General features: G+C 67.6%; 24 protein-coding genes and 4 pseudogenes. 10 read left to right on the top strand and 18 right to left on the bottom strand.

From position 1 onward, the window contains the following. Positions 1-833: 833 nt before the first annotated feature. A complete protein-coding gene (locus OG490_RS35475; protein WP_330300383.1) occupies positions 834-1,511 on the bottom strand; it encodes a hypothetical protein in 678 nt (225 codons plus the stop codon). Between the two features lie 269 nt (positions 1,512-1,780). Here OG490_RS35475 and OG490_RS35470 point away from each other — a divergent pair, with 269 nt between their 5' ends. Next, positions 1,781-2,929, top strand: coding sequence for a tyrosine-type recombinase/integrase (locus tag OG490_RS35470; protein WP_330300382.1), 1,149 nt, complete (start codon positions 1,781-1,783; stop codon positions 2,927-2,929). 13 nt (positions 2,930-2,942) lie between these two features. Here the strand turns inward: OG490_RS35470 and OG490_RS35465 are convergent. The 4 genes and pseudogenes from OG490_RS35465 to OG490_RS35450 all read right to left on the bottom strand — a co-directional run bounded on the left by OG490_RS35465 (position 2,943) and on the right by OG490_RS35450 (position 7,850). After that, a pseudogene (locus OG490_RS35465) lies at positions 2,943-3,714 on the bottom strand (transposase family protein). Positions 3,715-4,505: 791 nt separating this feature from the next. Then, the gene (locus OG490_RS35460) at positions 4,506-4,814 is read right to left on the bottom strand and encodes a hypothetical protein (protein ID WP_330300381.1); all 309 of its coding nucleotides are present in this window, start codon (positions 4,812-4,814) and stop codon (positions 4,506-4,508) included. Positions 4,815-4,862: 48 nt separating this feature from the next. Beyond that, complete coding sequence (locus OG490_RS35455; RefSeq protein ID WP_330300380.1) at positions 4,863-7,448, bottom strand: hypothetical protein; 2,586 nt, start codon at positions 7,446-7,448, stop codon at positions 4,863-4,865. 174 nt (positions 7,449-7,622) lie between these two features. Then, positions 7,623-7,850, bottom strand: a complete 228-nt coding sequence (locus tag OG490_RS35450; RefSeq protein WP_330300379.1) for a hypothetical protein — start codon at positions 7,848-7,850, stop codon at positions 7,623-7,625. Between the two features lie 228 nt (positions 7,851-8,078). Here OG490_RS35450 and OG490_RS35445 point away from each other — a divergent pair, with 228 nt between their 5' ends. After that, positions 8,079-8,414, top strand: coding sequence for a hypothetical protein (locus OG490_RS35445; protein ID WP_330300378.1), 336 nt, complete (start codon positions 8,079-8,081; stop codon positions 8,412-8,414). 64 nt (positions 8,415-8,478) lie between these two features. On the opposite strand, the pseudogene OG490_RS39285 reads toward OG490_RS35445, so the two are convergent. From OG490_RS39285 to OG490_RS35425, 5 genes and pseudogenes are all read right to left on the bottom strand, one after another. Further along, positions 8,479-8,757: pseudogene (locus tag OG490_RS39285) on the bottom strand (transposase); the annotation flags it as partial. 454 nt (positions 8,758-9,211) lie between these two features. Further along, positions 9,212-9,577: a hypothetical protein gene (locus OG490_RS35440; protein ID WP_330300377.1), complete on the bottom strand. Its 366-nt coding sequence runs from the start codon at positions 9,575-9,577 to the stop codon at positions 9,212-9,214. 15 nt (positions 9,578-9,592) lie between these two features. Then, positions 9,593-10,021, bottom strand: a complete 429-nt coding sequence (locus tag OG490_RS35435; RefSeq protein ID WP_330300376.1) for a restriction endonuclease fold toxin-2 domain-containing protein — start codon at positions 10,019-10,021, stop codon at positions 9,593-9,595. 207 nt (positions 10,022-10,228) lie between these two features. Beyond that, a complete protein-coding gene (locus OG490_RS35430; protein WP_330300375.1) occupies positions 10,229-10,516 on the bottom strand; it encodes a DUF7848 domain-containing protein in 288 nt (95 codons plus the stop codon). Then, complete coding sequence (locus tag OG490_RS35425; RefSeq protein WP_330300374.1) at positions 10,509-10,817, bottom strand: hypothetical protein; 309 nt, start codon at positions 10,815-10,817, stop codon at positions 10,509-10,511. The genes OG490_RS35430 and OG490_RS35425 overlap by 8 nt, the downstream gene beginning before the upstream one ends. Here OG490_RS35425 and OG490_RS39280 point away from each other — a divergent pair. Continuing rightward, positions 10,786-11,118, top strand: a pseudogene (locus OG490_RS39280) (hypothetical protein); the annotation flags it as partial. The gene OG490_RS35425 and the pseudogene OG490_RS39280 overlap by 32 nt on opposite strands. 478 nt (positions 11,119-11,596) lie before the next feature. Continuing rightward, positions 11,597-12,169, top strand: a complete 573-nt coding sequence (locus OG490_RS35420) for a hypothetical protein (protein WP_330300373.1) — start codon at positions 11,597-11,599, stop codon at positions 12,167-12,169. 436 nt (positions 12,170-12,605) lie between these two features. Here OG490_RS35420 and OG490_RS35415 read toward each other — a convergent pair whose 3' ends face one another. Then, positions 12,606-12,992, bottom strand: coding sequence for a winged helix-turn-helix domain-containing protein (locus OG490_RS35415; protein ID WP_330300372.1), 387 nt, complete (start codon positions 12,990-12,992; stop codon positions 12,606-12,608). 353 nt (positions 12,993-13,345) lie between these two features. Here OG490_RS35415 and OG490_RS35410 point away from each other — a divergent pair, with 353 nt between their 5' ends. The 3 genes from OG490_RS35410 to OG490_RS35400 are packed head-to-tail and all read left to right on the top strand — an operon-like array spanning position 13,346 to position 16,529. After that, positions 13,346-15,022 carry a replication initiator gene (locus tag OG490_RS35410; protein ID WP_330300371.1) on the top strand — a complete coding sequence of 559 codons (1,677 nt, stop codon included), beginning with the start codon at positions 13,346-13,348 and terminating at the stop codon, positions 15,020-15,022. After that, the gene (locus OG490_RS35405) at positions 15,022-15,204 is read left to right on the top strand and encodes a helix-turn-helix domain-containing protein (protein ID WP_443066005.1); all 183 of its coding nucleotides are present in this window, start codon (positions 15,022-15,024) and stop codon (positions 15,202-15,204) included. Before OG490_RS35410 ends, OG490_RS35405 begins: the two co-directional genes overlap by 1 nt. Further along, positions 15,204-16,529, top strand: coding sequence for a tyrosine-type recombinase/integrase (locus tag OG490_RS35400; protein WP_330300369.1), 1,326 nt, complete (start codon positions 15,204-15,206; stop codon positions 16,527-16,529). The genes OG490_RS35405 and OG490_RS35400 overlap by 1 nt, the downstream gene beginning before the upstream one ends. A gap of 120 nt (positions 16,530-16,649) precedes the next feature. On the opposite strand, the gene OG490_RS35395 is transcribed toward OG490_RS35400, so the two are convergent. Together OG490_RS35395 and OG490_RS35390 are read right to left on the bottom strand one after the other, a co-directional pair. Continuing rightward, positions 16,650-16,931, bottom strand: a complete 282-nt coding sequence (locus OG490_RS35395; protein ID WP_330300368.1) for a DUF6881 domain-containing protein — start codon at positions 16,929-16,931, stop codon at positions 16,650-16,652. A 2-nt stretch (positions 16,932-16,933) separates the two neighbouring features. Then, the gene (locus tag OG490_RS35390) at positions 16,934-17,221 is read right to left on the bottom strand and encodes an HYD1 signature containing ADP-ribosyltransferase family protein (protein WP_330301181.1); all 288 of its coding nucleotides are present in this window, start codon (positions 17,219-17,221) and stop codon (positions 16,934-16,936) included. Positions 17,222-17,247: 26 nt separating this feature from the next. On the opposite strand from OG490_RS35390, the gene OG490_RS35385 reads away from it, so the two are divergent. Continuing rightward, on the top strand, positions 17,248-17,382 hold the full coding sequence (locus tag OG490_RS35385; protein ID WP_330300367.1) for a hypothetical protein: 135 nt from the start codon (positions 17,248-17,250) through the stop codon (positions 17,380-17,382). Positions 17,383-17,775: 393 nt separating this feature from the next. On the opposite strand, the gene OG490_RS35380 is transcribed toward OG490_RS35385, so the two are convergent. Genes OG490_RS35380 through OG490_RS35370 form a run of 3 tightly spaced genes read right to left on the bottom strand, consistent with a single transcriptional unit; the run spans position 17,776 to position 20,193 of the window. After that, on the bottom strand, positions 17,776-18,324 hold the full coding sequence (locus tag OG490_RS35380) for a hypothetical protein (protein ID WP_330300366.1): 549 nt from the start codon (positions 18,322-18,324) through the stop codon (positions 17,776-17,778). After that, a complete protein-coding gene (locus tag OG490_RS35375; protein ID WP_330300365.1) occupies positions 18,321-19,754 on the bottom strand; it encodes a hypothetical protein in 1,434 nt (477 codons plus the stop codon). Before OG490_RS35375 ends, OG490_RS35380 begins: the two co-directional genes overlap by 4 nt. A gap of 28 nt (positions 19,755-19,782) precedes the next feature. Next, a complete protein-coding gene (locus OG490_RS35370) occupies positions 19,783-20,193 on the bottom strand; it encodes a hypothetical protein (protein WP_330300364.1) in 411 nt (136 codons plus the stop codon). Positions 20,194-20,378: 185 nt separating this feature from the next. Here OG490_RS35370 and OG490_RS35365 point away from each other — a divergent pair, with 185 nt between their 5' ends. Beyond that, positions 20,379-20,984, top strand: coding sequence for a hypothetical protein (locus tag OG490_RS35365; RefSeq protein ID WP_330300363.1), 606 nt, complete (start codon positions 20,379-20,381; stop codon positions 20,982-20,984). Positions 20,985-21,513: 529 nt separating this feature from the next. Next, a complete protein-coding gene (locus OG490_RS35360; RefSeq protein WP_330300362.1) occupies positions 21,514-21,981 on the top strand; it encodes a hypothetical protein in 468 nt (155 codons plus the stop codon). Between the two features lie 231 nt (positions 21,982-22,212). On the opposite strand, the pseudogene OG490_RS35355 reads toward OG490_RS35360, so the two are convergent. After that, positions 22,213-22,884 (bottom strand): annotated as a pseudogene (locus OG490_RS35355) (transposase). A gap of 187 nt (positions 22,885-23,071) precedes the next feature. Further along, a complete protein-coding gene (locus OG490_RS35350; RefSeq protein ID WP_330300361.1) occupies positions 23,072-23,941 on the bottom strand; it encodes a transposase in 870 nt (289 codons plus the stop codon). Positions 23,942-24,070 lie beyond the last annotated feature (129 nt).

Genomic DNA, 24,070 nt, shown 5'->3' with positions numbered 1-24,070 from the left:
CGGTCTTCCGTCGTAGTGATCAGGGACTCGACACCTCATGATCACCCGGAGGCCTCTGCCTGCCTCCGTTCGGCCTGGCTCGCGACCTCCTCAACCACATCAGCTGCCTGAAGCCGCATCAAGGTGGACACTCCGTCTGAACGACGCAGCCCTAGGAAGAGGGGTGTCCGGGACGGGCTTCGGAATCCCAGCGGGCGTGAATTCCGAATCCATTCAGGACCATTTTGCCGATTACTGCTCCGGGCCGCTCAGGTGCCCTATAGCGTGGAACTCGATAAACCCTCTGTAACGGGGCTTTGTCGTGCTGCCCCTCGCGGTGGCGGCCGGGCCCTCGGGGTGCGGCTGCCACGCCGAGGGGTGTGCATCCGGCGTGCTCCGCGAGAGGGAGGACACGTACATGTGTCCTACGGAAGAGAGCGGCGCTGCACGACGAGGGGTGCGGAAGCGGGTATTGGCCGGGTTTCGCCGGTTCGCCCGTGACGCCACACCGCTCGTGACGCTGCTCGCGGCCTGCGCCGAGTTGGCTCGTGCGCTGGTGAGGTAGCCGTCCGGACCTGCTTCAATCAGGTCCGGACGGCGGCTGTGGGGCCCGTCTTCAGCCGGCCGGCTGGGCGGGCCTTCGCCATGAGGCGGTCTCCGGAGCTTACGTAAGTTCCGGATTTTCCGGAACTTACGCGAATCACGTTACATGAAACGCCGCACGAAATAACGCGCTCCGGGAAACCGCATCCGGTAATTCCAGATTCTTCATGGATGTCAAGCCGGAATGTTCGGCCGGATCCACCCCTGAACTGTCAAGGGGTGATGGGCGGCGCGAATACTGCGGGACGGCCCTACACGGTGGTGTCGTCGAGGAGCGCGGCGGCTTCGTGGTGGCCGGCGGCGCGCTGGAGTTCGGCCAGTTCGATGGCATGCCGGGTGAGGATCTCGGTGGCAAAGCGGACGGCCCGGTGCTCGGGGTGGCCCTGCTCCACGTAGACCGCGGCCAACTCTCCGAGGGCGGTGGTCTTGGCCGACGCGGGGCCGGCGGCCGCGCCGGTTCGGTGTCCGTCGATACGGGTGAAGGCGGCGCGGAAGGCTGCGGCGACCTCCCTGTCCATACGGTAGCCGCCGGTCTTCTGCCAGTTGGAGTGACCGTCGTAGGTGGAAGTCAGCGGGTTGGCGGTGCCTTCGGGCAGGATCCCCGCCTTGATGGCGCGCTTGATGGCCTTGGTGAGAGCAGCAGTTGGGCCGTGCAGAGCGGTCTCGCCGCGGGTGGCCCGGTAGTGGGCTCCGTCGACCCAACCATCGCCGTCGGCAACGGCGCGGAGCAGATCGGTGGCGCGGCCGTTGAGCTTGCGCAGGACTTCCTCGGCCTGCTCGGAGGTCCAGCCGCCGGGTGCGACGGGGGCGTTCCCGGTGTCCGACGCGGTGGCGACGGTGCCGAGTTCGGCGGCGAGGGCGAGCAGCTTGGCCTCGACCCGGGCCTCGAACTCCTCGCCGGCGCCCTGGATCTGAAAAGTGACGTGCACCGGAGAATCCATCCTGGCGAAATAGCAACGGATTGAGCACTGACTTGCATGATGGCTCCCCCGACAAGGTGAGTCAATCCTCAATCGCTGGTCGATACCTGACAATTGACCACCACGTGCAGACATACATGAAAATTACAGTTTTCCTACAATCTCGGATCGTAGGGTGGCGAGGGCGAATTCGACGACGACGCCGCCGTGCGGCAGTCGGACTCCTGGATGCCCGATGGCCCGATGCCGGGAACGGACCAGCATCAAGGAGAAGTGTGATGATCAGCCCCGACCTCCCTGGGAGTGGCGCGGTGATGACGGGCGCGGCCCTCTCCCCCGCCACCACGCCCCGGCCCGGCAGCGCCGGTGCCACTCTCGCGACGCTCGGCCGGGATCCCCGTACGGGCTGGCCACCGCACGCCCGCCGCCTGTTCGAATACCTCGCCGCCCGCTACGGCGAACAGGACGCCCTCTGCACCCTGGCCGCGGGCTGGATCGCACACCAGCGATCCGAAGGAGTCCGCAAGACGTACTCCACCAACTTCCGTATCTTCGAGCCCTACTTCCGCGAGCACGGCATCCACCCGCTCACGGCCGGCTTCCTCGCCGCGGACTCCTTCGCCCGCTACCTGGAGACCGCCCCCACCCTGACCTGGCGCGACGGCCGCAGAGTTCCCGAGGGCCCACCCCGCAAGGACGCCACCCGGCACAACGTCCTCGCCGCCTGCTCCAGCTTCTACGAATACCTCCTCAAAGCCAGAGCGCTCCCCAAGGAAGTCCTCGACGCCAACCCCTTCTCGGGCGTCCTCTACCCGGTCATCGACCCCCTGGAGACCACCACCGTCTCCCTGACCGAGACGGAATGGGCAACCCTCCTCGCCACCGCCCGCGACACCCCCATCTCCCCCACAACGGCGAAGCGCACGTACGTACTCCTCTGGTTCATGTACGTCTGCTTCCTACGCATCGACGCGGCGCTCACCGCCCGCATCGAGAACATCGGCTACACCGACGGCCACCGCACCATCCGGGTCCGGATCAAGGGCGGAAAGTGGGCGACGAAGGCCCTCCCACCACCCCTGTACCCGGTCATCACGGACCTGATCGGCGACCGCACCGAAGGCTTCGTCTTCACCACGAGCACCGGCCGCCCCTTGGACCAACCCTCCGTATGGCGCACCCTGCGCAAACTCGCCCACCGCGCCGGCCTCCCCCAGGCCGACCGAATCCGTCCCCACTCCATCAAGCACACAGTGATCGAGCACGCCTTCGACCGCCCCGGAGCCAAGGCCGACCGCATCCAGGAAGCCGCCGACCACCGCGACCCCCGCACCACGATGCGCTACCACCAACGCCGCAAACGCCTGGACCACAGCCCCATGTACGACATGACAACAGCCACCGCCGACGCCCTCGACCATCAGTGAGCTCTTTCCAACCTCACGCTGACGCGTGGTGAAGGACGACGACGGCCTTCACGATGTTGGTGATGCGGTTGGTGCTGCAGCGGAGCTTCCGCAGGAGGCGCCAGCCCTTCAGGGTGGCCATGGCCCGCTCTCCGAGACAGCGGATCTTGGCGTGGGTGGTGTTGTGGCGGCGCTTCCATTGCTTGAGGCGGCGGCCCCGAAACGGGACCCGGACGGGTCCGCCGGCGCCTTGGTATGCCTTGTCCGCCCAGCATTTGAGGTCCGCGTCGGCGAGGGCTTCGATAATGCCGTGGTGTCGCGCGGCAGTCAGGTCGTGAGTCGAGCCGGGCAGGGCCGGCGAGACCCAGAGCAGCCGTCCGAACGGATCGGTGAGGACCTGGACATTCATGCCGTGGCGCTTGTGTTTCCCGGAGTAGTACGGGGTGTCGGCGGCGATCCGGTCAATCGGCAGCAGGGTGCCGTCGAGGATGACGAACGCCTTCACCCGGATCGTCTCCATCGCCTTGGCCAGGGACGGGGGCGAGAGTGGCCAGGATGTCGACGGCCTCGCGTATGTAGCGGAAGACGGTCGCGATCCCGATGCCGAATCCGGCCGCGAGCTGGGCATAGGTGTCACCGCACCGCAGGTGGGCCAGGGCCAGCAGGGCCTGTCGTTCTGCGGGAAGCCGCCGCCACCGCGTGCCGATCTCCTTCCTCCTGACGGTCAGTTGCCCGGTCAGGAACCGCAGGTTGCGGGTGGACAGATCGATCGACGACGGTAGACAAGCACGCGAAGCTCCTGGCAGACACGGGTGATCTTGGTCGAGAACCCGTCTACCAGGAGCTTCGTCGTTGCGCAGGACTGTCCGACTCGCGGTCAGCGCCATCAGGTTGAAAAGGCTCAGTAGGCCTGACGGGGCTTCAATTTTCAGCCCCACCGGAACGGATCCGGCGGGGCCGATTCGCCCTCATGGGGAAATGGATCCGAGGAGCATGTTAGCCATCAATGGTGGGTGGCCAAGGATCTAGCCCCGGGTCAGAATACAGGCACGGAAGAGGGCGGTTCGCGCAAATTGCCAGTTCTAGCGCAGATTCGAACGTAGGACCCATTTCCCAGATCCACCCCATTCCAGACGCAATGACCCTACCTCCGGCTTCCACGAAGACGCTGGAATAGCTGAGCCATTCTCCGACAGGGAAGTAGCTACCCCCTAGCACACTCTCCACTTCCGCAGCCAAAGAGAGCTGACCGGACCCAGCCGAGATGGGATCGAAATTTAACGGATCGTCGTTCCTGCCGGCGCAATGCTGAGTCCTCCTAGCGTGGCAAGCACCTCCAGCGCCAGAGGGTGAGGGCGGTAGCCTTCCCTGGTCAAATCGTTCACCCATGCGAGACCAACCTCCTTCGCCGCGAGGCTTGCCTCCTTCGCTACTGGCGGCAGTGGCGAGCCTGCCCTGTACGCCACAGAAAAGACCGTGACGGCTCGCCAGAATGCCTGGCGGCCGTCACGAAAGATTAAGGCTTGATCTTTTGCCTTACGGCAAAATCCACTGAGCCGTTTCTAATTCCGCCTCCGGGCCGTCGCGCCTATAGCGCTCACGCTTCCCAAAGCGCATCCATTCGCACCTTCCAGTTGCGATTCCTTTCCAGATTCGACGCGTGGTCCCCGCGCCAGAAATGGAAGTCACTGAGGTTTCTGCCAGGGCGATAGAACGACTCCAAAGCCTCGCGGATCGCCATCAATACATGCTCTGGATCACCCTTGCCTGATTCGGCAGCTTCCAGAAGTGCTAGGAAATTAGAATGCCAGATGAGCGCCTGACTATCTTCCTCGTCTTTAAGCTCGCGAACGACCCATAGTAGATGTCGAACCGCCTGCTCGTATCTTGCTGCGATCTCCGTCATTTCAGTGGACCCTTCGAAATGAGTTCAACACCATCAATGTGCCAGGGTTCAGGGATGAAGCATTGGTCTCTGGTCCTGCTTGCCGATCTGGGTGCTCAGGAGGCGGCCGGTGGCCGGGTCCTGGATGTTGGTGACGGTGACCTGCTTCGGTACGTCGCCGTAGGTCGTGCGCTGGACCTGGCCGTATTCGTCGTAGTCGGTGAAGTTGACGTAGTCGGTGGTGCTGGAGCCGTAGGAGAGAGGAAGGCCGTTGCTGTTGCGTCCGGTGGAGAGGCTCTCGGCGGGCAGGCCGCCGGCCGCGGGTATTTCGGTGGTGTTCTCGGCACCGCTGATCGGGTCGTAGTCCGTGGACGTGGAGTAGGTGCCGGTGAGGGTGCCTTCGCCGGCGGGGACGGTCAGCTTGGTGCCGGTGGGCCGGTAGCCGATGTCGTAGCCGGTGTTCTCCTGACGCCAGGCCTTGCCGTCCACCCAGCTGGTGGAAGCGGTCGGCTGTCCGGGCAGGATGGTGTCGTAGTCGTACGTGGCCAGCTTGGGGCCGTCCACCGCGTTCAGGTTGCGGGAGATCGGGCGGCCGATGATGTCGTAGCTGGTGAAGACCGCGGTGCCACGGGCATCAACGGTGGACACGGGGCGGTCGGCGTCGTCGTAGGCGACCGTGGAGGTGCCCTTGTCCGGGTCCACGGCCTTGAGCTGGCGGCCCTGGACGTCGTACTCGTACGTCCAGGCGTTGCCGGCCGGATCGGTGATCCGCTCCAGCTTGCCGTCGGCGTTGTAGGTGTAGCGGGTGGCGTCGAATGCTCCCTGCGGCGTGCCGCCCTTGTACCGCCGCTGTTCGACCTTGTGCCCGCGGGCGTCGGTGACGTCGCTGGAAGCCGTGCTGCCGGCGGGCGGGGTGGTGTCGACACGGTCGGCACCCGGGTAGGCGATGGCGGTGCGCCACTGCTCGATGGCCTTGGAGTAGAAGACCTTGGCCACCGGGCGGCCGAGGCCGTCGTACTGGGTGTTGTTCTGGGCCGACACCATGTTCTCGTCGGCGATGAAGCGGGTCTTCACCGGGTCGGAGTCCTTGTTGACGTACACGCCGGTCGTCTTGAAAGCGCGGCCGCGGCTGTCATAGGCCGTGTCAGTGATCAGGCGTGCGGTCACCGCACCATTCGGCGGAACCGACTGGACCTGAACCGGCTGCCCCATCGCATCGAGAATGCTGATGGACGTGGCGTACGACTCGTCCATGAGGAGCGTCTGCGTGGTGACCGAGCTGGTGCCGGTCTGGCTCAGGTCGTAGGTGAACACCTTGCTGGCGTTCTGATCACGCGCACGGCCCGGCTGCCACACGCCGGTGGTGCGGCCGAGGGCGTCGTAGGCGACCTCGGTGGTACGGCCGTTCTGGTCCACCGTCTTGACCGGAACCCCGCGCAGGGCATGCAGGGTGGTGGTCGTCGTCCAGTTCTTGGCGTTGGTGACCTTGAGCGTGGTCGCGCGGGCCGGTGCGGCCGGCTCGTACGCCGTCGTCGTCTTCGCCCCTGCCGCATCCGTGATGCTGGTGACGCGGCCGTAGGCGTCGTACTCGGTGGACGACTTGACGGTGTACTTGGGCTGGCCGGACTCGAAGCGGTCCAGTTCCTCCGCCTTGGTGGCCTGGCCCGGACCAGTGAGGGTGCCGAAGGCCTGGTTGTCGTAGTACGTGCGGCCGCGGCTGAGGGTGTTCGCCTCGGTCGCGCTCACGCCACAGGCAGCCTTTGTCTGAATGGTCTCCGCTACGCGGCCCAGCATCCAGGTGGCGGTGTTGCGGGCGTAGGACGTGGTGGTGCAGATGTCCGGCAGACCGTCCGCCTGCTCCAGAACCGACTCCTGCATGCCGTACGTGTCGTACTTGACGGTCTTCGAGGTGGAACGCCAGGTCTTGTCGGCGAGCAGCACCTTCTCCTTGGAGGAGCCGTCATCTTGCATCTGCGCCGTGAGGGCGGGGAGCTTGGTGCCGCGGCTGTGGGTGGCGGTGGCCGCGGAGAGCCACGGCTCGGACTGGGACACGGTGACGAGCTCGCCGCCGTCGGAGGCGAAGGTCTGCTTCTCACGGACACTTCCGGCCAGCGGGTTGCTGTCCTTGAGCGTGTTCCCGGCGATCCCGGTGAAGGTGGCGGTACGTGTGGTGCCGTCTGCCTTGACGTCGCCGTCCATACCGCGGAGGTAGAAGGCGGCCGTCTTGGAGACGACGTCCGGGGCGGTTCCGGCGCGGGTGATGACCTGCTCGTAGCCGCGGAACTGGGCCCATGTGCGGCGCTTGTCCTCGGTCAGCTCCTCGTCGTCGCGGTGCCAGGCAGCGCCGCCGACGTACTCGTAGCGGACCTCCTGCGGGCATGAGCCGCCGAAGGGATCCAATTCGGTGACACGGGCGACGACGTACTTGTGGAACCAGTCCAGCGTCGGATCCAGCGGGCTGTTCGGGTCCGGGTTCCAGTACACCGGGTAGCAGCGCTTGGTGTTGGAGTCCTGGGCCGACGGCAGGCCCGCGCCAGGGGTGCAGTCGGCGTAGCCGATGTCGGTGACCTTGCCGGTCTCCGCGGTGACGGAGACGAGGCGCCGCCGGTTGAGCGGGGGCTTGTTGTCACCGCTGGAGTCGACGCGGTTGTTCATCAGCGTGCCGGTGAAGGTGACCGGCGGTGTTTCGAGCTTGGCCGCACCGTCGTAGCCGGTGTGCCTGACGGAGGCCAGCCACAGGGCCGGGGCGGTGCCGTCCTGCGGGTTGGGGAACTCGTGTTTGAGCTCGTAGGCATCGACGTTGTCGTATCCGCCGGCGGTGTTGAGGACCTACGTGGAGATCTTCGTCAGGCGCTTGGTCGTCCAGAACGTGGCCGAGGTGTTCTCGCACGTACCCGTGGAGGCGCAGTTCTGGTCGAAGGGGACGTCCGGCCACTTGGTGGCGTTGGCCGTGGTCAGCTTGGCCGGCGCACAGTCGAAGCCGGCGTCGGGAAGGCAGCGCTCGGAGGTGGTGAACAGCACCTGGGCGGTCGGCTTGACCGTGTCCGCGTCCGACAACTTCGAACCGTAGGTGATCTTGGCGAGGTTGCCGCCGAGCCGCCCACGGGGCAGGCGGAGGGAGCAACTCCAGACGAGACCACCCCCGCCTCTGCCCCCGCATCAGCCGACACGGGGCGCGGAGCCGCGCTGCTGTCCCGCCTGGGCGCCATCGAACCCAAGCTGGCTCTGAGCGCCGCAGACGCCCTCACCCTCGCACCGCTGGCCGCACGGTGGCTGGACGCCGGGGTGTCCGAGCTGGAAGCCCGCTCGCTCCTCACCACCGGACTCCCCCCAGTGGTACACAGCGCACGGGCGCTCCTCGCCGACCGCCTCGTACGCAAACTGCCCACACCGCGCACCCGGCAAGACGCCGCCGCGCCGGAAACCCCGCTGGCGGAGTGCGCCGAATGCCGCGATCCCCTACCGCGAGGCCAGCAGAACGGCATCTGCGCCGCCTGCGCGGGGGCGGCGGCCTATGTCCACGAGGCCGCACCCGTCATAGAGACGGTGGCCGACCGTGTGGCAGCTCTACGGTCGGCGCTGCGTGCTCGGCCTACGACCGCCGCAGCCGGGGCCACCTGAGGTTGGAGAGGGCTCGCTGCCGTCACCCCACGCGGGACAGGGCGACTCTGCTGCCTAATTCGGCTCACGCCGTGAGCCGGCAAGCCAGTCGGGTCAACTGGCCGGCACGAGCCGCCGGTAGCGGTTTGTCCTCGTTTAGCCAGTGGGCGTCGAGACGGACGACGTTGATCGCGGGGGCGGAGAAGGCATGCTGGAGGCAGACTTTCGGCATGCCGCGGTAGCGGGCACGACGCGGGCCGGTGATATCGAGGGCCTGGTTGATGGTGCCCTCGACGCCGGCCCGCGGGGCGTACTTGCGCTGCCAGCTCTCCTGTTGCTGATCCGAGCGGGCGGAGGCTCGAACACAGCTCCGGTGCCGTCGAGGGGAACGTCACGCGCGTGACGCGGCTCAAACGAGACGGCTACGGACGGGCGAAGTTCGATCTCCTCAGAGCCCGAATACTCCTGGCTGACTGATCCAACGTCACGTGATCGTCGCCAGAGCCCAATACGGCTCTGACCCACATGGGTGGAGGCGTAGCACCAGGAACAGGTCCAGATCTCCTCTTCCTGCACAGTCGGCAGCGCCGGTAACCGCCACATCACCCGTCCACACACATCGCACTCCACACGCGGATCCTCACACTCCTCCGGGCGCGACCCCAATCCGCTGACATTGGGCGACTTACCAAACACCCCGGACGGGATGAAACTCTCTTTTAGATGCTCCAGAGGCCCCACCGGAAAGCAATCCGGTGGGGCCTCTGAATTCAAAGAGAACGCAACGCTAGGTACCGTCACGCCCTAGAGGAGAGATCTCAGGAATCAGCGGTGATGGCACTCACGTCATCAACACTCATACCCGTCTCGATGCTTCCGCTGAAGTTGTACCCATCATCACAGAACACCAAGTCGATACCCTCCGGCACCAAGCCCCGGAACCAGAGCGCAAACCGAGCAGCCAACCCAAGGGGCGAGTCGAGGTAAATGCACGTTCCGTCCACATGAGAGTAGCCCTCAAGCTCCTGGCCATCCTCCGCATAAGTCCAAACCACATCCCTGGACTCCTGCGATCCTTGGCTTTCCCGGACCACAGCGGTCGGCCAGTCGCGCTCCAAAGCCGCGATCAGATCCGAGCGCCGAACCCTGCGGCTCTGGTCCTCAAAGAGGGCAAGGTACGTCACTGAACTGCTCCTTTCCTATGGGCTCACGACTACAGAGCCAGGTACACCGTGCTGCTGCATCAAGCCCTGGAAATATGGCACGGCCCCTGGCTCGTTGGTGATGACACGCAACCCGGTCAAAGGATTCCCCGGATCGTTAATTACCGATGCATATCGCGAGAATTCATCGCCCATCTTGGCATCAATCTTCGCCTGGATAAATCCAGGCACCTTCCCGCCTGGCACGAAAGGACTCCGACCCGGACTGCCAACATACTTGGCATCCAAGAGTTCGAAGGTATTGATATCTAGACCATCGGCCCAAACCTGTGTTCCGCCGCCGGTGGCATGGTATTCAGTCGAACCAACCTGCCTGATCTGGTACGCCTGATTCGCGCCACTACCCTTCGGAGCGCCGGTCTTTAGCGACAACACATAGGCTGTCGGGCAGGTGTTGTGGACCAAGACTGCCGTGGTCCCCGCCAGCACATAGTACGTGTGCTACGCGACCCCCCTCTATCTGCGTATTCGCAGATCAGCGGCGGTTTCGGGTTCCGCTGGTGTCCGTGGTTGTGCGAGGGAATCCGTGGGTGTTGCCGTCGCTACTGCCGTCAGGAGCAACGGGGCGCACGGTGGTGGTGCCGCTGGTGTGAGGTGTCGGCGCAGGGGACTTTACTGCCAGGCTCCGGGCTCGGCATGGAGTATGGCTCGGACGGTCTGCTCGTAGTCCTGGTGGCCGGTCCGGGCGCAGTGTTCGGCGATCCAGCGCGTGAGTTCGTCCGAGGTGTGCAGGGTGTGGGATGTGGCAGCGCAGTTGCGTTCCTCGCCGGTGACGCAGACCGCCGTGAAGGCCGGCAGAGCCATAGGGTCGGGGACGGTGGTCACCTGGTACTCGCGGAAGCGGTAGCGCCCCCGCGCGGAGTCGCGGACCGGTGCGTTGGTGTCCGCAGAGTCAGGCACCCTCGTCCACCTCCTCCTCTTCCGGGGCCGGGAGGCGTTGTCCGCGTGAGTCGGCGACTCGGAGCGCGTCGGAGAGGGCTTCGGTCAACCGGCAGGCCAGCCAGCGGTATTCGGTGGCCGACAGGACCTTCGCGCCGGGGGCCGTGGTGTCGTGGGCGTACTCCAGCAGCTCCGCACCCATACCGAGTTGTACCAACTCGATATTGTCGGCGAGGGTGGCGAGGTAGCCGCGGCCGTCGGTGCTGAGGTAGCACGGCTTCCCCTCGGCGGTGGCCCACGGCAGCAGGCGGGGCCCCTGCATAGCGGGACCCTCTGGCCACGGTGTCGCACGCTCAGCCATCTTGTTGCCCTCTCCTCGACTCAGCCCGGGGTTGCTGATCAGCATCCCGCTGGCGTGGACCGTGCGGAGTAGCCAGCGTGTCTGCCTTGCTGTCTGCCAAGCTGGTGGGGTGCGGGAGACAGTCGGAGAACTGGTCAGACGGCTGCGCGTGGCGCGTGGTTGGAGTCAGCGGCGGCTCGCCGAGGCTCTGGCTGAGGCTGCTCCTGGGCGCGTTCCGCCGACGCGAAATGACGTGTCCCGTTGGGAGATCGGGACGCGATCTCCGCGGGAGTGGCTGCCCTTCCTCGCGCAGGTGCTTCAGGTGCCGCGCGAGATGCTGGAGCTGGCGAAAGCCGTCCAGCCGGTCGAGTCCACGCCGCGTGTCCGGTCGGTCGCCGACTTCCTGCCCGAGGGCGACCCACTGGCCCCACTGCATGCTCGTACGGGCCGCCGGATCGGGGCCGGCCAGGTGGCCGACCTGGCCCAGCGGGTCCACGGCCTGCGGCTGGCTGACGATGTGGTCTACGGCAAAGACCTGATCGGGCCCGCGCTGCGCGAGCTGCAGGCGGCGGTGACGCTCTACCGCGAGGGCGCACACACCGACGAAGTGGGGTGCGAACTTCTGCGAGCCATCGTGGAGTTGGCGCAGATCGCCGGGTGGGTCGCCTCTGATGCAGGGGAGCATGCCGAGGCGGAGCGCATCTACCGGCTCGGCATGAGCGCCGCACAGGCCGCCGGGGACGGCGTGCTGTGCGGGAACGGTGGCGGGCTCGCTGGCCTACCAGTGGAGCAACACCGGCCGGACAGCAGACGCCGTGGGACTGGCCCGCGCCGCGCTCAAGGACGCGGGTCCACACGCCCCGGCGAAGGCTCGCGCGCTGTACCTGGACCGTGTCGCCTGGGCGCATACCCGTGCCGGGCAGGACCGCCCGGCGATGACCGCCCTTGGGGAAGCGGCCGAGGCCCTGTCCGAGGACTCGGCCGGCACCGAATCGCCGTCGTACCTGTACTGGATGGACGCCGGGGAATTGCAGGTCATGGAGGCCCGCGTCTACACCGAACTGCACCGTCCCCTGCGCGCCGTACCGCTCCTGACGAATGTCCTGGGCCGTTACGACGCCAGTCACGCGAGGGAGTTGGCGCTGTACCTTTCCTGGCTGGCGGTGGCCTACGCCGATGCCAACGAGCCCGAGGCGGCGGCGGGAACAGCGGGTCGGATGCTGGCCCTGGGGCAGAGCGGCAGCGAACGCACCACGGTGCGCACACGGATCGTGCTGGACCGGCTGCAGAAGTTCCGCGATGTCCCAGAAGTCGCCGAGCTGCTGGCGTCCTGACCCTCCCGATCGGGAGGTGGGCGATTTCGGACTGCTGCTGATCGGCTTCTCGGCACGCGGCACGGCTCGCGCGTGGGCTGGTCGCTCGGCGCGGGTACGGTCGGCAGGTCGGCGGGGAGCCTCGCTCTGTGCCGGAGGCGACGTGGGGCACCGCCCGCGGTGAATCCGGCGAGAGAACCGGGTCGGCCCCCTGGCCGACCCGGTTGCCCGCGATCCGGCCGTAGGACGGTCGTAGGCGACAACTTGCTCCGCCAGGAGCCCGACTCCGGTCAGCCTGGTGTTCTGGCGGGTTGTCGCCTACAGCACTGGCCTGCCGGGTAAACGGTGGGCTCGTCGGCGACGTTCAGCCAGCTCCGCCGGGCGGGGCCCGCCTTGAACCTCGTAGAGAAAATCTGGACGCACGACTCCAGCCCCTGGCAGTCCAGCGACCGACGGGTCAGCGGTCTCGCTCGGTACCGGCCGCTTCCAGGACTTCGACGCGGGCCCGCAGGGCAGTGAGCTGATCAAGCGTCTCGGCCAGTGCCAGCTCCAGTGCCTCGACGCGCGCCGACGTCCCGCCGACGGGCGTGTTCCCCGCCTCTCCGTCACCTGAGTCATCATCGGTGTCGGCGTCGGGGTGGGTGACGAAGGCTCCCTTGCCGGGGCGGGAGATCGCGTAGCCGTCCTGCTTCAGCAGGGCCATGGCCTTCTGTACGGACAGGCTGGAGGCCCCGTACTCCGCCATCAGCACGGCCTGCGTCGGCAGCGCGTCCCCCGGGTTCAGCCCGCCGGAGGAGATCCGCTCCCGCAGGGCCTCGGCGATGACCTCGAACGTCAGCAGCACCGTGCTACCCGCCGGCCTGCGCCCTCGCCGCCCGCCCGTCACTGCAGGTCACCCGCCTTCTCTGCGCCACTATCACCGAAATCCGGCCCGTCCAAAACGAAAGTCCGGGGCCACAGTACGCGCGTCCCAACCGGCCACCGAAACAGATGAGGAGGGATGTACTTGAATGCGCGCTTGGAGCGATGCTACCTTCACGCACCGCCGCAGGACAGCACCGCTGACCAGGACAGATACCCCCGGACCACCGCCTGCGCCCGCCATCGCACGCCCCGGCCCCTCGCGCACTGACGCCTCCCGGGTCGCCCCTCAGGCACCTCTCCTCTTCTCCCGACTCCTGCCGGAGGTCTGTCCCCATGCCCGCACAGCTCCAACTCCCTTCCCCCACAACCACGTCCGCGATCTCGAACGCGGCGCTCGCCGCACCAGCGCACGGCAGGAAGGCCGATACATCCGCGAACGGGGGCTCGGCGTTGGAACGCCGGGCGCGGCTGACCGCCAGGCTGGCCAAGCTCGCTGCCGCCGGACACCTCGCGCCCCTGGCCCGGCAGATCGGCTCGCTGGATGGCTGCGCCCGCCCGATCCGGATGACCGGGCACCGCACCCGCCTCGACACCGCTACCGGCCAGATCCTCGACCACCTCGACACCCGCCACCTGCCCGCCGGTGAACTCCTGGTGCGGTGCGGTAACCGCCGCGCCACGCGCTGCCCGGCCTGCTCCACCCGCTACCGCTACGACACCTATCAGCTCATCGCCGCCGGACTGCGCGGCGGGAAGACCGTCCCGGCCAGCGTCGTCACCCATCCGCGCGTCTTCGCGACCCTCACCGCCCCCGGCTTCGGCCCCGTCCACAATCAGCCCGGTGCGGCCTCGTGTGTCTGCGGCACCCGGCATGGCGACGGCGATCCGCTGCTCGGCACGCCGCTGAACCCGCAGCGCTACGACTACACCGGCGCGGTGCTGTGGAACGCCCACGCCCCCGCGCTGTGGGCCCGTTTCACCACCCACCTGCGCCGCGAGATCGCCCACGCCGCCGGACTCACCCAGCGCACCCTGCGCCACCACGCCACGCTCTCCTACGCCAAGGTCGCCGAATACCAAAAGCGCGGCCAGATCCACTTCCACACCGTGATCCGCATCGACGGACCCACCGGCCCCGCCAGCACTCCGCCTGCCTGGGCCACCACCGAACTCCTCGACCACGCCGTCCGCGCCGCCTCCCAGCGCACCCGCGTCCAGCACCAACACCCCTCCGAGGCAGGGACATCCGACGGGTCACAGCAGCCAAAGCCCACGGCGTTCCGGTTCGGGCGGCAGATCGACGTCCGCGCGATCCGCAGCACCGACTTCACCTGTGATGGCCCCGTCACCGACCGGCACGTCGCCGCCTACATCGCCAAGTACGCCACCAAGGGCGCCGAGACCACCACCGGCACCCTCGACCGCCGACTCTGCTTCCTTGCCGAACTCGCCCAGCACGACCTCACCGACCACGCCCGCCGCATGATCCACACCGCCTGGCACCTCGGTGTCCGCCCCGAACACGCCCACCTGCGGCTGCGCCAGTGGGCCCACATGCTCGGCTTCCGAGGCCACTTCTCCACCCGCACCCGCCACTACTCCACCACCCTGGCCCACCTCCGAGCCGAACGCACCGCCTGGCGCAGCCGCCACAACGACGCCCCGGAGCGAGCCGATGACGGCCGGTCGGTCACTACCCGGCGCAGTGACCGCGATGACCGCAGTGACCTGACCGCCGGTCACACCGACCCCGACGCCGGTCACCACAACAGTCACTCCAGGGAAGGCGGGCAGCGCGGTCGCACGGACACGACCCTGGTGATCTCGCACTGGCAGTACGCCGGAACCGGCCTCCTGCCCGAACACGCCCATCTCGCCACTCTCCTGGCCGCTGCACCCAAGCCTCGGCCCGCGCAGACGGCCCGCCCCCGGACGCGACGCGCCGGCGACCGGGCCGGTCACTCCACCGACCCGCTGACCTCACCCGTCCAGACGGAGGCGAGCGCGTGATCGCCGACAGCGAACTCCTCACCGTCCCCGAGGTCATGGCCCACCTCAAGATCAGCCGCTCCACCGTCTACGACCTCATCCGCACCCGGCAACTCGCCTCCATCACTATCGGCCGCGCCCGACGCATCCCCGCTCACGCCCTGACCGCTCTCGTCCACCACCACCTCGAAGAGGCAGCCTGATGACCACCCCCAACACCAACCCCACCCCTGTTTCCGTCACCGGCTCGCGCAGGGTCCGCGCCAACGGAGACGGCACCGTCTACCAGCGCAAAGACGGACGTTGGGAAGCAGCCGGATACGTCCTGGCCCCCGGCAACACCCGCCGCCGCGTCCGCGTCTACGCCACCACCCGCAAGGAAGCCCTCGTCAAACTCACCGAGAAGATCCACGCCAGCAACCGTGGCCTCCCCGCCCCCTCCGCGCAGGGCGGCCTGGCCGCCTACCTGACGTACTGGCTTCAGAACGTCGCCGTCCACCAACTCCGCGAGAACACCCACACCCGCTACACCGCCGTCGCCCGGCTCTACCTCATCCCCGGACTCGGTAAGAAGAAGCTCGCCAGGCTCACCGCCAAGGACGTCCGCACCTGGCTCAACCAACTCCGCACCACCTGCCAGTGCTGCGCACGCGGCCTCGACACCACCCGCGACCAGTCCCGCTGCTGCGCCGCTGGAACGTGCTGCTCGAAGCGGCTCTCAGCACTGACCCTGGCCTACGTGCACTCGGTGCTCAAGTCCGCCCTGGAGCACGCTGTGCGCGAGGAGGAGATCCCGCGCAACGTCGCCCGCAACGTCCGCACCGGCACACCCCGCCCCCGCCGCTTCGAACCCCTCACCGCCGACGAAGCCCGCGCGTTCCTCGCCGCGACCAGCAACCATCGGCTGAACGCACTGTTCGAACTCGCCCTGCGTACCGGGCTCCGCAAGGGCGAACTCCTCGGCCTGCGCTGGGAAGACCTCGACCTGGCCGGCGGAACCGCCAGCATCCGACGCACCCTCCAGCGCACCAACAGCGGCGGCCTGACCGCCCTCCCGACGAAGACCCAGAGTTCGGAGCGGCGGATCGCCCTGCCCACCGAGTGCATGCGCTCCCTCGAACAGCACCGCGACCGCCAGCATCAGGAACGCGAAGCGGCGGGGACGGGCTGGAAGGCGAGCGGCTACGTCTTCACCCGGCCCGACGGCTCCCCGATCGAAGGAGCCACCCTCACCCGCCACTTCAACACCCTGCTCCACCGGGCCAGGCTGCGCCGCATTCGCTTCCATGATCTCCGACACTCGGCGGCAACCCTCCTCCTGGAGCAGGGAGTGGAACTCGTCGTGATCAAGGAGTTGTTGGGGCACGCCCACATCGGCGTTACCGCGACGGTGTACGCCCACGTCCGACTCCGCCTCCAACGCGACGCCATCGACCTCCTCGGCCACGCCCTCCGCAACCCCACCGAGACCACCAGCAAGCCCGACGACAGCGACGAACCACCGCTCTGCGCAGCCCCCGTCCGCTGACGTTGCCGTCAACTACTGCCGTCAAACGCCTCGGGGCCCGCTGATATCAGCGGGCCCCGAGGCGTCTTCCACCGCCGACGGCAATAGACCTTCCGAATACGAAGTGCCATCGATGACGAATTACGATCCGGCGCGCGACCGGCTCCACGCACGCTCGAATTCATCCACCGGAATCAATTCGGCACTGAAGTCCGGTTGGCTGGAGATCTCTTCAAGCCTCGGGAAAGAGATCTCCGAGAGGCCGACAGTAGCGGTCTCGCGGCTTTCATCGGCCCACTCGGATCGCCCATCCCGATAGAACTGCACCTTCCGAGTCTCATAACCATCTTCGCCGAGCTCACTGAGGTAGAGCACGGGATCATCGGCGGAATCATGATCCCATGCCACCTTCACGTATCTCACCTCTAGTTCCTTCCAGATCCTAGGATTCTCCCGGTGAGGTCAAGCGGCCCACTGTTAGGAACAACGAAGACACCTGGCCTCCCCTCGACGACATTAAGCCCTCTAACGTCGATTTCGATATAGTGCGTGAATTTCTGGCCAGCCCAGGGAACCCTCAAGAAAGCCGCGGAGAGCTGTCCGAGCGTCTTCGTTCCCGGCTGAATATCCGTCAGATACTGCCCGTCTCCATAACGCGCATCCTTCGGGTTGTTCGCCTTCAGAGACGGGTGCAATTCGCCGCTCCCGACTATGCCGTCATGCGCCCGGCACGTTCACCGTGAAGTCGACGGACCCCCTCCCGGACACCCGGACCGAGAACGGCAACCGGCTCCAGATCTGGGACTGCCACGACATCAACGCACAGCACTGGAACGCCCCCGGCCTGGCCTCCCCCCTGGCGGCCACCGGCTGACCACGGTCACCACGAATGACACGGGCTGCCGCAGGCAGCAGCCACTGGGAAACGATCTAGATCAGCGCGGGAAAGCAGGCCGTAGACGAGGCCAGCGGCGCTGACCAGTGACTTTCGTCGGTGCACCTCGTAGCCAGGCGAAGTGGCCCAAGGAGACCGTGACTGCCATCACCGGATTCAGGCCGTCCCGGAGTGGGCTCAGACACACAACACACCGGGACAGCCACCGCTCCATGGTCCCCGCCCCGCCGATCCACCTGGCGCGGGGCGGGGACCACGGGCCTGTGCCCAGGTGATGCGGGAGGTGTCGCGGTACAGGAGGCCGTAGACTACCGCCACCCCGTGGCACCGAACTTCATCGCGGAGGCGGGCACCACCCGGCACCCGGCTGATTCAGTCGATCCCCTTGAGGTAGACGCGGCTGCGCTCTCCGTCGACCTGTGCCACGGCGACGTGCAGTGCGTTCAAGTCGCCTTTGCACGGCGCGCACACCTGAGCCTTGCGGACGCCCGGCAGCGAGTCCGGTTCCGGCAGGCCCAGGTGCGCGAAGGGTGCCACCGGGGTGCTCTCACCGGCGAACGGCACAGCCCGGACCGCTACCGGTTCCTGCGGTTTCAGTCCTGCGAGGAACCCGTCGACGGCGTCGGAGGGCAGGACGAACGTCAGGAGGAGACCGTCGTCCTGGAACCCCTTCTGGTAAGCAGCCTTGGCCTCGCCCGCCGACGCGGGAATCTGCACCTGCAGCTGCTGCGCGACCGTCTCCACGCTCACGCCCTCCATCCAGTACGGCGGCACCTGCCGCCCCGGCGAACGGCTCGCGCCCCGGGCGGTCTCCGAGCCGGTGTCCCCCGTACATCCGGCGATGAGACCGGCGGCGAGCAGGGCCAGGCCCGCCGACAGCGCCGGGTACCGGATCCGTCCTCGCGTACGGCTACGGCTCACCGGGCGTCCGTGTTGCGGCCGATGTCCGTACGCGTCCCGTCGCGGCCCGGATCCTCGGGGCCGGGCCACCTACTGCCTTCCGAGCTCAGATCGTGGTGCTGCACCGAACTGCTCCCCCTCATGTCGAACTCCCTCGCCAGCCCGGTCGTGTGCAGGCGGGCCATGTCGGCGTCGGTGACCGTCGTCGGGCCGATGGGCGTGGCCTTGCCGGGGTCCCAGTTGTAGCGGTCCCACACGTTCACCTGGTAGTCGATGCCGATCTGCGGCCTGCCGTCGGGGCCCGGCACGGCCGTCACCACACCGGTCGTATTCGTCATGGCGCTGCCCACGGCCAGGTACCAGTTGCGGTCCCCGCCGTCCACGTGGGTGTATCCCTGGCCGGAGGTCTCCACGGGGATGGCGACCGGTTTGCCACCGGACTTCTCGAAGGCCTCCAGCGCCTGGCGGCGCCACTCGTCCTCCTTGTCGGCGCGTACACCAGCGGTCACGTCCCGGAGGTTCTTGTCGTCGGTCAGCATCCGGTCGACATCGAGATCGAGGGTGGTGCCGCTGCCGCCCAGGTAGTGGTCCATGTGATGGGCCGCGTCCGGCTTGCCCATGAAGTCGCCGGTGTTGGAGATCCCGCCGGCCAGGAACTGCTTCCAGTAGTCCCCCGCGCCCGGCGACTCGACGTCGTAAGGTCCCGCGCCCTTGTCCGCGGCGATACGTTTCACCTGCGGGGTGAGCAGCCCGGCGGCCAGCAGGTCGTCCTTGTGCCTGGTCCACAGCTGTACGCGTGCCTCCGGGCTCAGCGACTGCCACAGCCGGCGCAGTTCCTTCTGCTGACTGCCGTTGGCGTCTTCGCCGAGAGCCGCCAGCTTCAGGGCCCTGGGCACCATGTCCTCGTCCAGGGAGGTGTACGTGGCGTGGCCGGCGTTGTTCGGGTCACCGCCGTGGACGGCGCGCAGCGCCCGTACGGCGGCGGCGTCGACTTCGCCGGCGTGGGCGACGATCCCGGTGAACGTGTCGGCGTACCACTGCATGAGGTCCGTCTGCCTCTGGGTCCGCTCCACCGAGCAGATCAGCGCCTCCGCGATCACCACGGCGCCGTCCTTGCCGTCCGAGACCGCGAACCCGTCCCCTTTGGCGTCGTCCGCCAGGTCCCTGGCCTGCTGCTGGAGGTTCTTCAGCTCGGAGTAGGCGTCGTCGACGACGGCGTAGATGCTCTTCGCCTCCGCGCCCAGGTCCGCGAACTCCTTCACTGCCTTGCCTACGAAGTCACGGGATACGGCGGCGTTGACGCCTTCCCACCGAGCCGTGTCGGCCTTGGCCTTCAATCCGTCGCGGGCCTCACCGTCCAGCCGCTGCAGGTCGTCGGCCATCCGCTTCCAGTCGGCGACAGCCGCGCCCAGTTTGGCGAGGTCGACTGCCATGAGTTCGGTGTACTTCATGCCAAGCTCCTCCTCCCTCTCCCCTTGCCTACTTGAAGTACTCGGCTATGCGCGAGACCGGCACGGCCGAACCGTCGCGGTTTCGCAGGGATGCCGCGATCGCGGCGTCGTCCTCGGCGTGTGCCTTCTTCGAGTAGTCCAGATGGTTCGAGATGTGTGCGCAGGCCTGCAGGACCGTCTTGACCTGGGAGGTCCACACCGACATCGTCGTCTCCAACTCACCGCCCAGCGCGAACCCACTGGTCTTCAAGGCCGCCGCTGCCTGCATCGTTGAGCCGGAGCCGCCCTGGTCGATACCGGCTCCTGCTATGTCGGCCTGCTTCTGCAGCCGGCCGTGCAGCACGAACGCCTCGTGGCCCACCCCACCGAGATCGTCCTGGTTCACGACGAGATCGGTCCCTCCCCCGCCGCCGGGTCCGCCGGGCAGCACTCGTCCCATGTCATCGGGTCATTCCACCACGCACCTTGATCCAGATGCGGTCGATATCCGGCCGTAGGCAGGCCAGATGGAACCCTCCGGGAGGACGAGGAAGGCGGGTCACCAGTCAGTCTGTGTGCTCTCGAGGTCGGATCCCTGGCTACCGACGATCGGGAGTACGGGGCCGGGTCGGTCATCATGGACCGGTGAACCCTCGTGACCTCGACCTCGTCATCGCCGCCGTGCACGCCGTCGGACCGTGCCCGGCCGGTGAGGAGGCCGACTGGACCGACCGGGTGCGGGAGCGGGAGCGGGCCGTCGGTCTGTACGTGCTCGGCGACACGGTCGGGCAGGACATCGCCCGGCTCGACGCCGCCAAGCAGTTCACCGCCACGCTTCTGGACGTAAAGGTGGAGTCCTCCAGCACCCGTGGGGTCCTGGTCCTGCGCAACACCTCCGGCGAGCTCGAGCAGCCGATCCGGACGGACCGCGGAGACTGCGAGGCCGGCCGGGCGATGATCGAGCGGGCCCGTGCTCTGATCGGCCACCGGGTACGGGTCTACCAGCTCAACGAGCGGATGGCCTCGAACCCCAAGCTCGAGGTACGCATCGTCGTACACCTGGCCGACTTCGGCCTGGACACCGATCCGGTCCACGAGAACAGCGCGAAGCAGAACGTCCTCGCGGCCGCCGAAGGCGACACGGCCCTGGCACAGCACGCCTGGTCGCAGGCCGGCCTTCCGGAGTCCGGGGCGGTGTCCGTACGGCAGCTGACCGACGCCCTGGCCCGGCTCCCGCAGGCGGACGCATAACCCTCACAGCACTTGGGGTGCCGGCAAGAATCCTGTCACCGATCCTGCTGGCTTATTGGGGTCTCAGTAGTTCTCGCCGAAAACCAACGCTAAGCAGCTGCGACCCAGCTCAGAGGATGAATCAGGGCAGCCGCAGCGGGTGCCCGCCGAGGGGTGCCCGGGGGCGCGGGCCTGGTCACTGGCAGAGGGCTCTGACGCGGTTGGCCGACACCATCGCGCGGGTTACTGGAGGAATTCCGCTCGCGCTGGCGCCGGCGGTGTCATCCTGTGGTCGCCCCCGGCGTCCGTCGCACGGACGAGCGCCGGTCAACCCGGCGGTGGACGCTGAGCACCCACCCTGCACGCGAAGATCGACAACATCGGATCTCGTCGGGGGGCGCATATGACCACGCATGCCAGGGACACAGCAGCAGCAACGGCAGCCGATCTGTCAGTCGGCGCGCCGGCCGGCCGCAGGCCCGTCGAGCCAGTTCCCCGCTGGACGGTCCGGGTGGCCCATGCCATCCCACTGTGTGTCCTGCCGTCTGGGTTGTGGCGTGTCGCGCTGGTGCTGGGCCTGGCCGGCTACGACGCGGACTACCACTGGGCGGTGTGGGAACGCCCGTACGTGATCGGGCTGTCCGTGGCCTCCGAAGGACTCGCGCTGCTCGCCCTCGGGCTGGTGCGGCCCTGGGGCGAAGTCGTCCCGCGTTGGGCGCCCGGGCTGCACGGTAGACGGATCCCGATCCCGGCGGTGGTCATTCCGGCCGCACTCGGAGCAGCACTGATCATGATGTTCTGCGCGTACGCCGTGCTGAACCAGATCTTTGGTTTCGTGGAGCCGATGAACGAGAACGGCGACGGTTTCCCTACCAGCGGTCCGGCGGCCTGGGCCCTGTGGACGACGTACGCCCCGCTCCTCGCCTGGGGCCCGCTCCTGGCGATCCTCACCGTCGCCTACTACCGACGCCGCCGAGCGAACGACGCATCGGCTGCCGCTCGGCCCGAAACCGAATAGCCGGTCCGATCGAGCCCCCCGTTACGCAGGCCGCCCGCGAGCCGGCGAACAAGGAGGACAGGGGTGAGGTGTGAAGCCATCCGCCCGCCCGTCACCGTCACTCGTTCAGCCCAACGAGCCGCCCAGTGGCGGGCCACCGCCCCGCCGTCCCCGAGATCACCCCAGATCAGGGCGAGTCTGACGGGCTTAGCGTTGCTTCTTCGGCGGGAACTACTGGTACCCCTTATTCGGTCACACGACGAGGGAGAGATCGAGGCGGGCAAGGTGGCCGACGCGGGTGCGGTCGAGCGGGTGGCCGTTCCACCAGGCATCGAGGCGAATGAGGTTGAGCGCAACGGCGGAGAAGACGTGCTCCAGGTGGGTCTTCTGGAGACCAAGGTAGCGGGCACGTCTCATGCCGGTGACCGCGACGGCCTGGTGGATGGTTCCCTCGATGCCCGCGCGGGTTCCGTACTTGGCTCGCCACTGCTCGTCGCCCTGTTGGAGGCGGGCATGGTCGAGGACTTCTTGCACCTCGCGGGGTTACAGGGAGAGGGTTCGGCCACCGGTCTTCGAGCGGGAGCACTGGTCGCGCACCGGGCAGGGACGACATGTCTCCTTGTCGAACTTGATGACGATGGCCTTGGTGCCGCGCAGGGTGGTGGGGCTCCACCAGGTGCTGGTGTCCCCGCGTGGGCAGGTGGCCTGCCGCTTGTCCCAGTCGATGGTGAACGCGGTGCGGTCGAACCCGGCGCCGGCACGTGCCTGGGGTGAGCTGTTCATCAGGACCGGGGTGACCAGGGTGACCCCGAAGTTCTTCTTCATGCCGACGATCAACTCGGCGGAAGCGTAACCGGAGTCGAGGAAGTGCTCGGCGGGCAGGAGATCGCGGGCGGCGAGCATGTGATGGACCGGTTCGGTCATTTCCGCATCGGTCACCGTGGCGTCGGTGGTCGCGATGCCGGTGATCAAGCGCGGCGGCGGTCCGCCGGCTCCGAGGACCATCGCCTGGCCGGTAGCCGCGTCCTGCACGTCGGGTTCGTCGCAGGACTCACTGATGTGGACCTTGTAGCCGGTCCACCAGGAGCCCTGTTTGAGGCCGTAGCGCGCGTCAGTGTCGTACGGAGAAGCCAGCCGCAGCCTGCCGGGCGGGAGGTCCTTGCTCTTCCGCCGCTTCACCTCCGCCCCGGCCTCGGTCACAGTGCGGTGGTAGTTCTGCACCCACATCGCGCGCAGGGACCTGCACCGCCAGGAGCTCACGCAGCCAGGCCGGGGCATCAGGGGCATGTACCGCCTCCAGTAGCGCGAACCCGTCCCGGCCGTAGACCAGGGCTATCTCCTCGCGCTTGCTCGTGGAAGCCGGCGGATGCCAGGAGTGAGTCCGCGGGCCGTAGCGTTCGGCCCATTCCCGGACGGGCACCGCCTGGGCCAGCCAGTCAGGGGCCGCGCAGGCCAGCGCCTCCAGAGTGGCCCGCAGCGTCTCCCCGGCCAGCTCCAGCCTGTTCAGATCGCGTACTGCCGCCAGCACGCGGGTGGAGTCGGTGCGCTGCCTGCCTCCGGCCTTCACCAGGCCCCGGTCCTTGAGCGCGGTCAGCAGCAGATCGAGCGCCTTCTCCTCCATCCCGTGCTCGACCAGTCGCGTGCGGAACTCCGACAGCACCGAGGCGTCGAACCCGGGATCATCCAGCTCCAGGCCGAGTGCGTATTTCAGGTCCATGTCGTACCGCACCCGATGCGCTGCCGCCCGGTCGGTGATGTTCTCGGCGAACTGCAACACCGTCACCAGCGCGAGCTGGCCCGGTGACCAGCCTGGCCGCCCTCTGGCTTCGAACGCCTCGGCGAACTCGGCGTCCGCGAACAAGTCGCCCAGCTCGTCACGGACCCGCATCGCCAACGGGTACGGGCCCCGTGCCGCCACCGCCCGCGCCACCTGCGCGGTCAGCTCAGGCACCTTCGGCCACGGCCTCGGCTGCATCGACATTCCACACCCCACCCGCGACCGGGAACGCCAAGACGGCCGCTGCTGTCCCGACCAACGAGCCGTCAGCCCCGCTGGGCACGGAATAAGCCAGCAGGATCGTCACCGGCCGCAAACGGTGGTGATCAGTCC

The sequence above is a fragment of the Streptomyces sp. NBC_00503 genome, assembly GCF_036346895.1.
Classification (GTDB): Bacteria; Actinomycetota; Actinomycetes; order Streptomycetales; family Streptomycetaceae; genus Streptomyces.
The sequence above is the reverse complement of the archived record's forward strand: the minus strand, read 5'-3'. Positions and strand labels throughout refer to the sequence as shown.

Excerpts from the sequence above, each read along its gene's own strand:
- OG490_RS35470 (WP_330300382.1), top strand. The coding sequence starts at position 1,781 with ATGATCAGCCCCGACCTCCCTGGGAGTGGCGCGGTGATGACGGGCGCG.
- OG490_RS35460 (WP_330300381.1), bottom strand. The coding sequence starts at position 4,814 with ATGACGGAGATCGCAGCAAGATACGAGCAGGCGGTTCGACATCTACTA.
- OG490_RS35455 (WP_330300380.1), bottom strand. The coding sequence starts at position 7,448 with ATGAACAACCGCGTCGACTCCAGCGGTGACAACAAGCCCCCGCTCAAC.
- OG490_RS35425 (WP_330300374.1), bottom strand. The coding sequence starts at position 10,817 with ATGCAGGGGCCCCGCCTGCTGCCGTGGGCCACCGCCGAGGGGAAGCCG.
- OG490_RS35410 (WP_330300371.1), top strand. The coding sequence starts at position 13,346 with ATGCCCGCACAGCTCCAACTCCCTTCCCCCACAACCACGTCCGCGATC.
- OG490_RS35400 (WP_330300369.1), top strand. The coding sequence starts at position 15,204 with ATGACCACCCCCAACACCAACCCCACCCCTGTTTCCGTCACCGGCTCG.
- OG490_RS35375 (WP_330300365.1), bottom strand. The coding sequence starts at position 19,754 with ATGAAGTACACCGAACTCATGGCAGTCGACCTCGCCAAACTGGGCGCG.
- OG490_RS35370 (WP_330300364.1), bottom strand. The coding sequence starts at position 20,193 with ATGGGACGAGTGCTGCCCGGCGGACCCGGCGGCGGGGGAGGGACCGAT.
- OG490_RS35350 (WP_330300361.1), bottom strand. The coding sequence starts at position 23,941 with ATGTCGATGCAGCCGAGGCCGTGGCCGAAGGTGCCTGAGCTGACCGCG.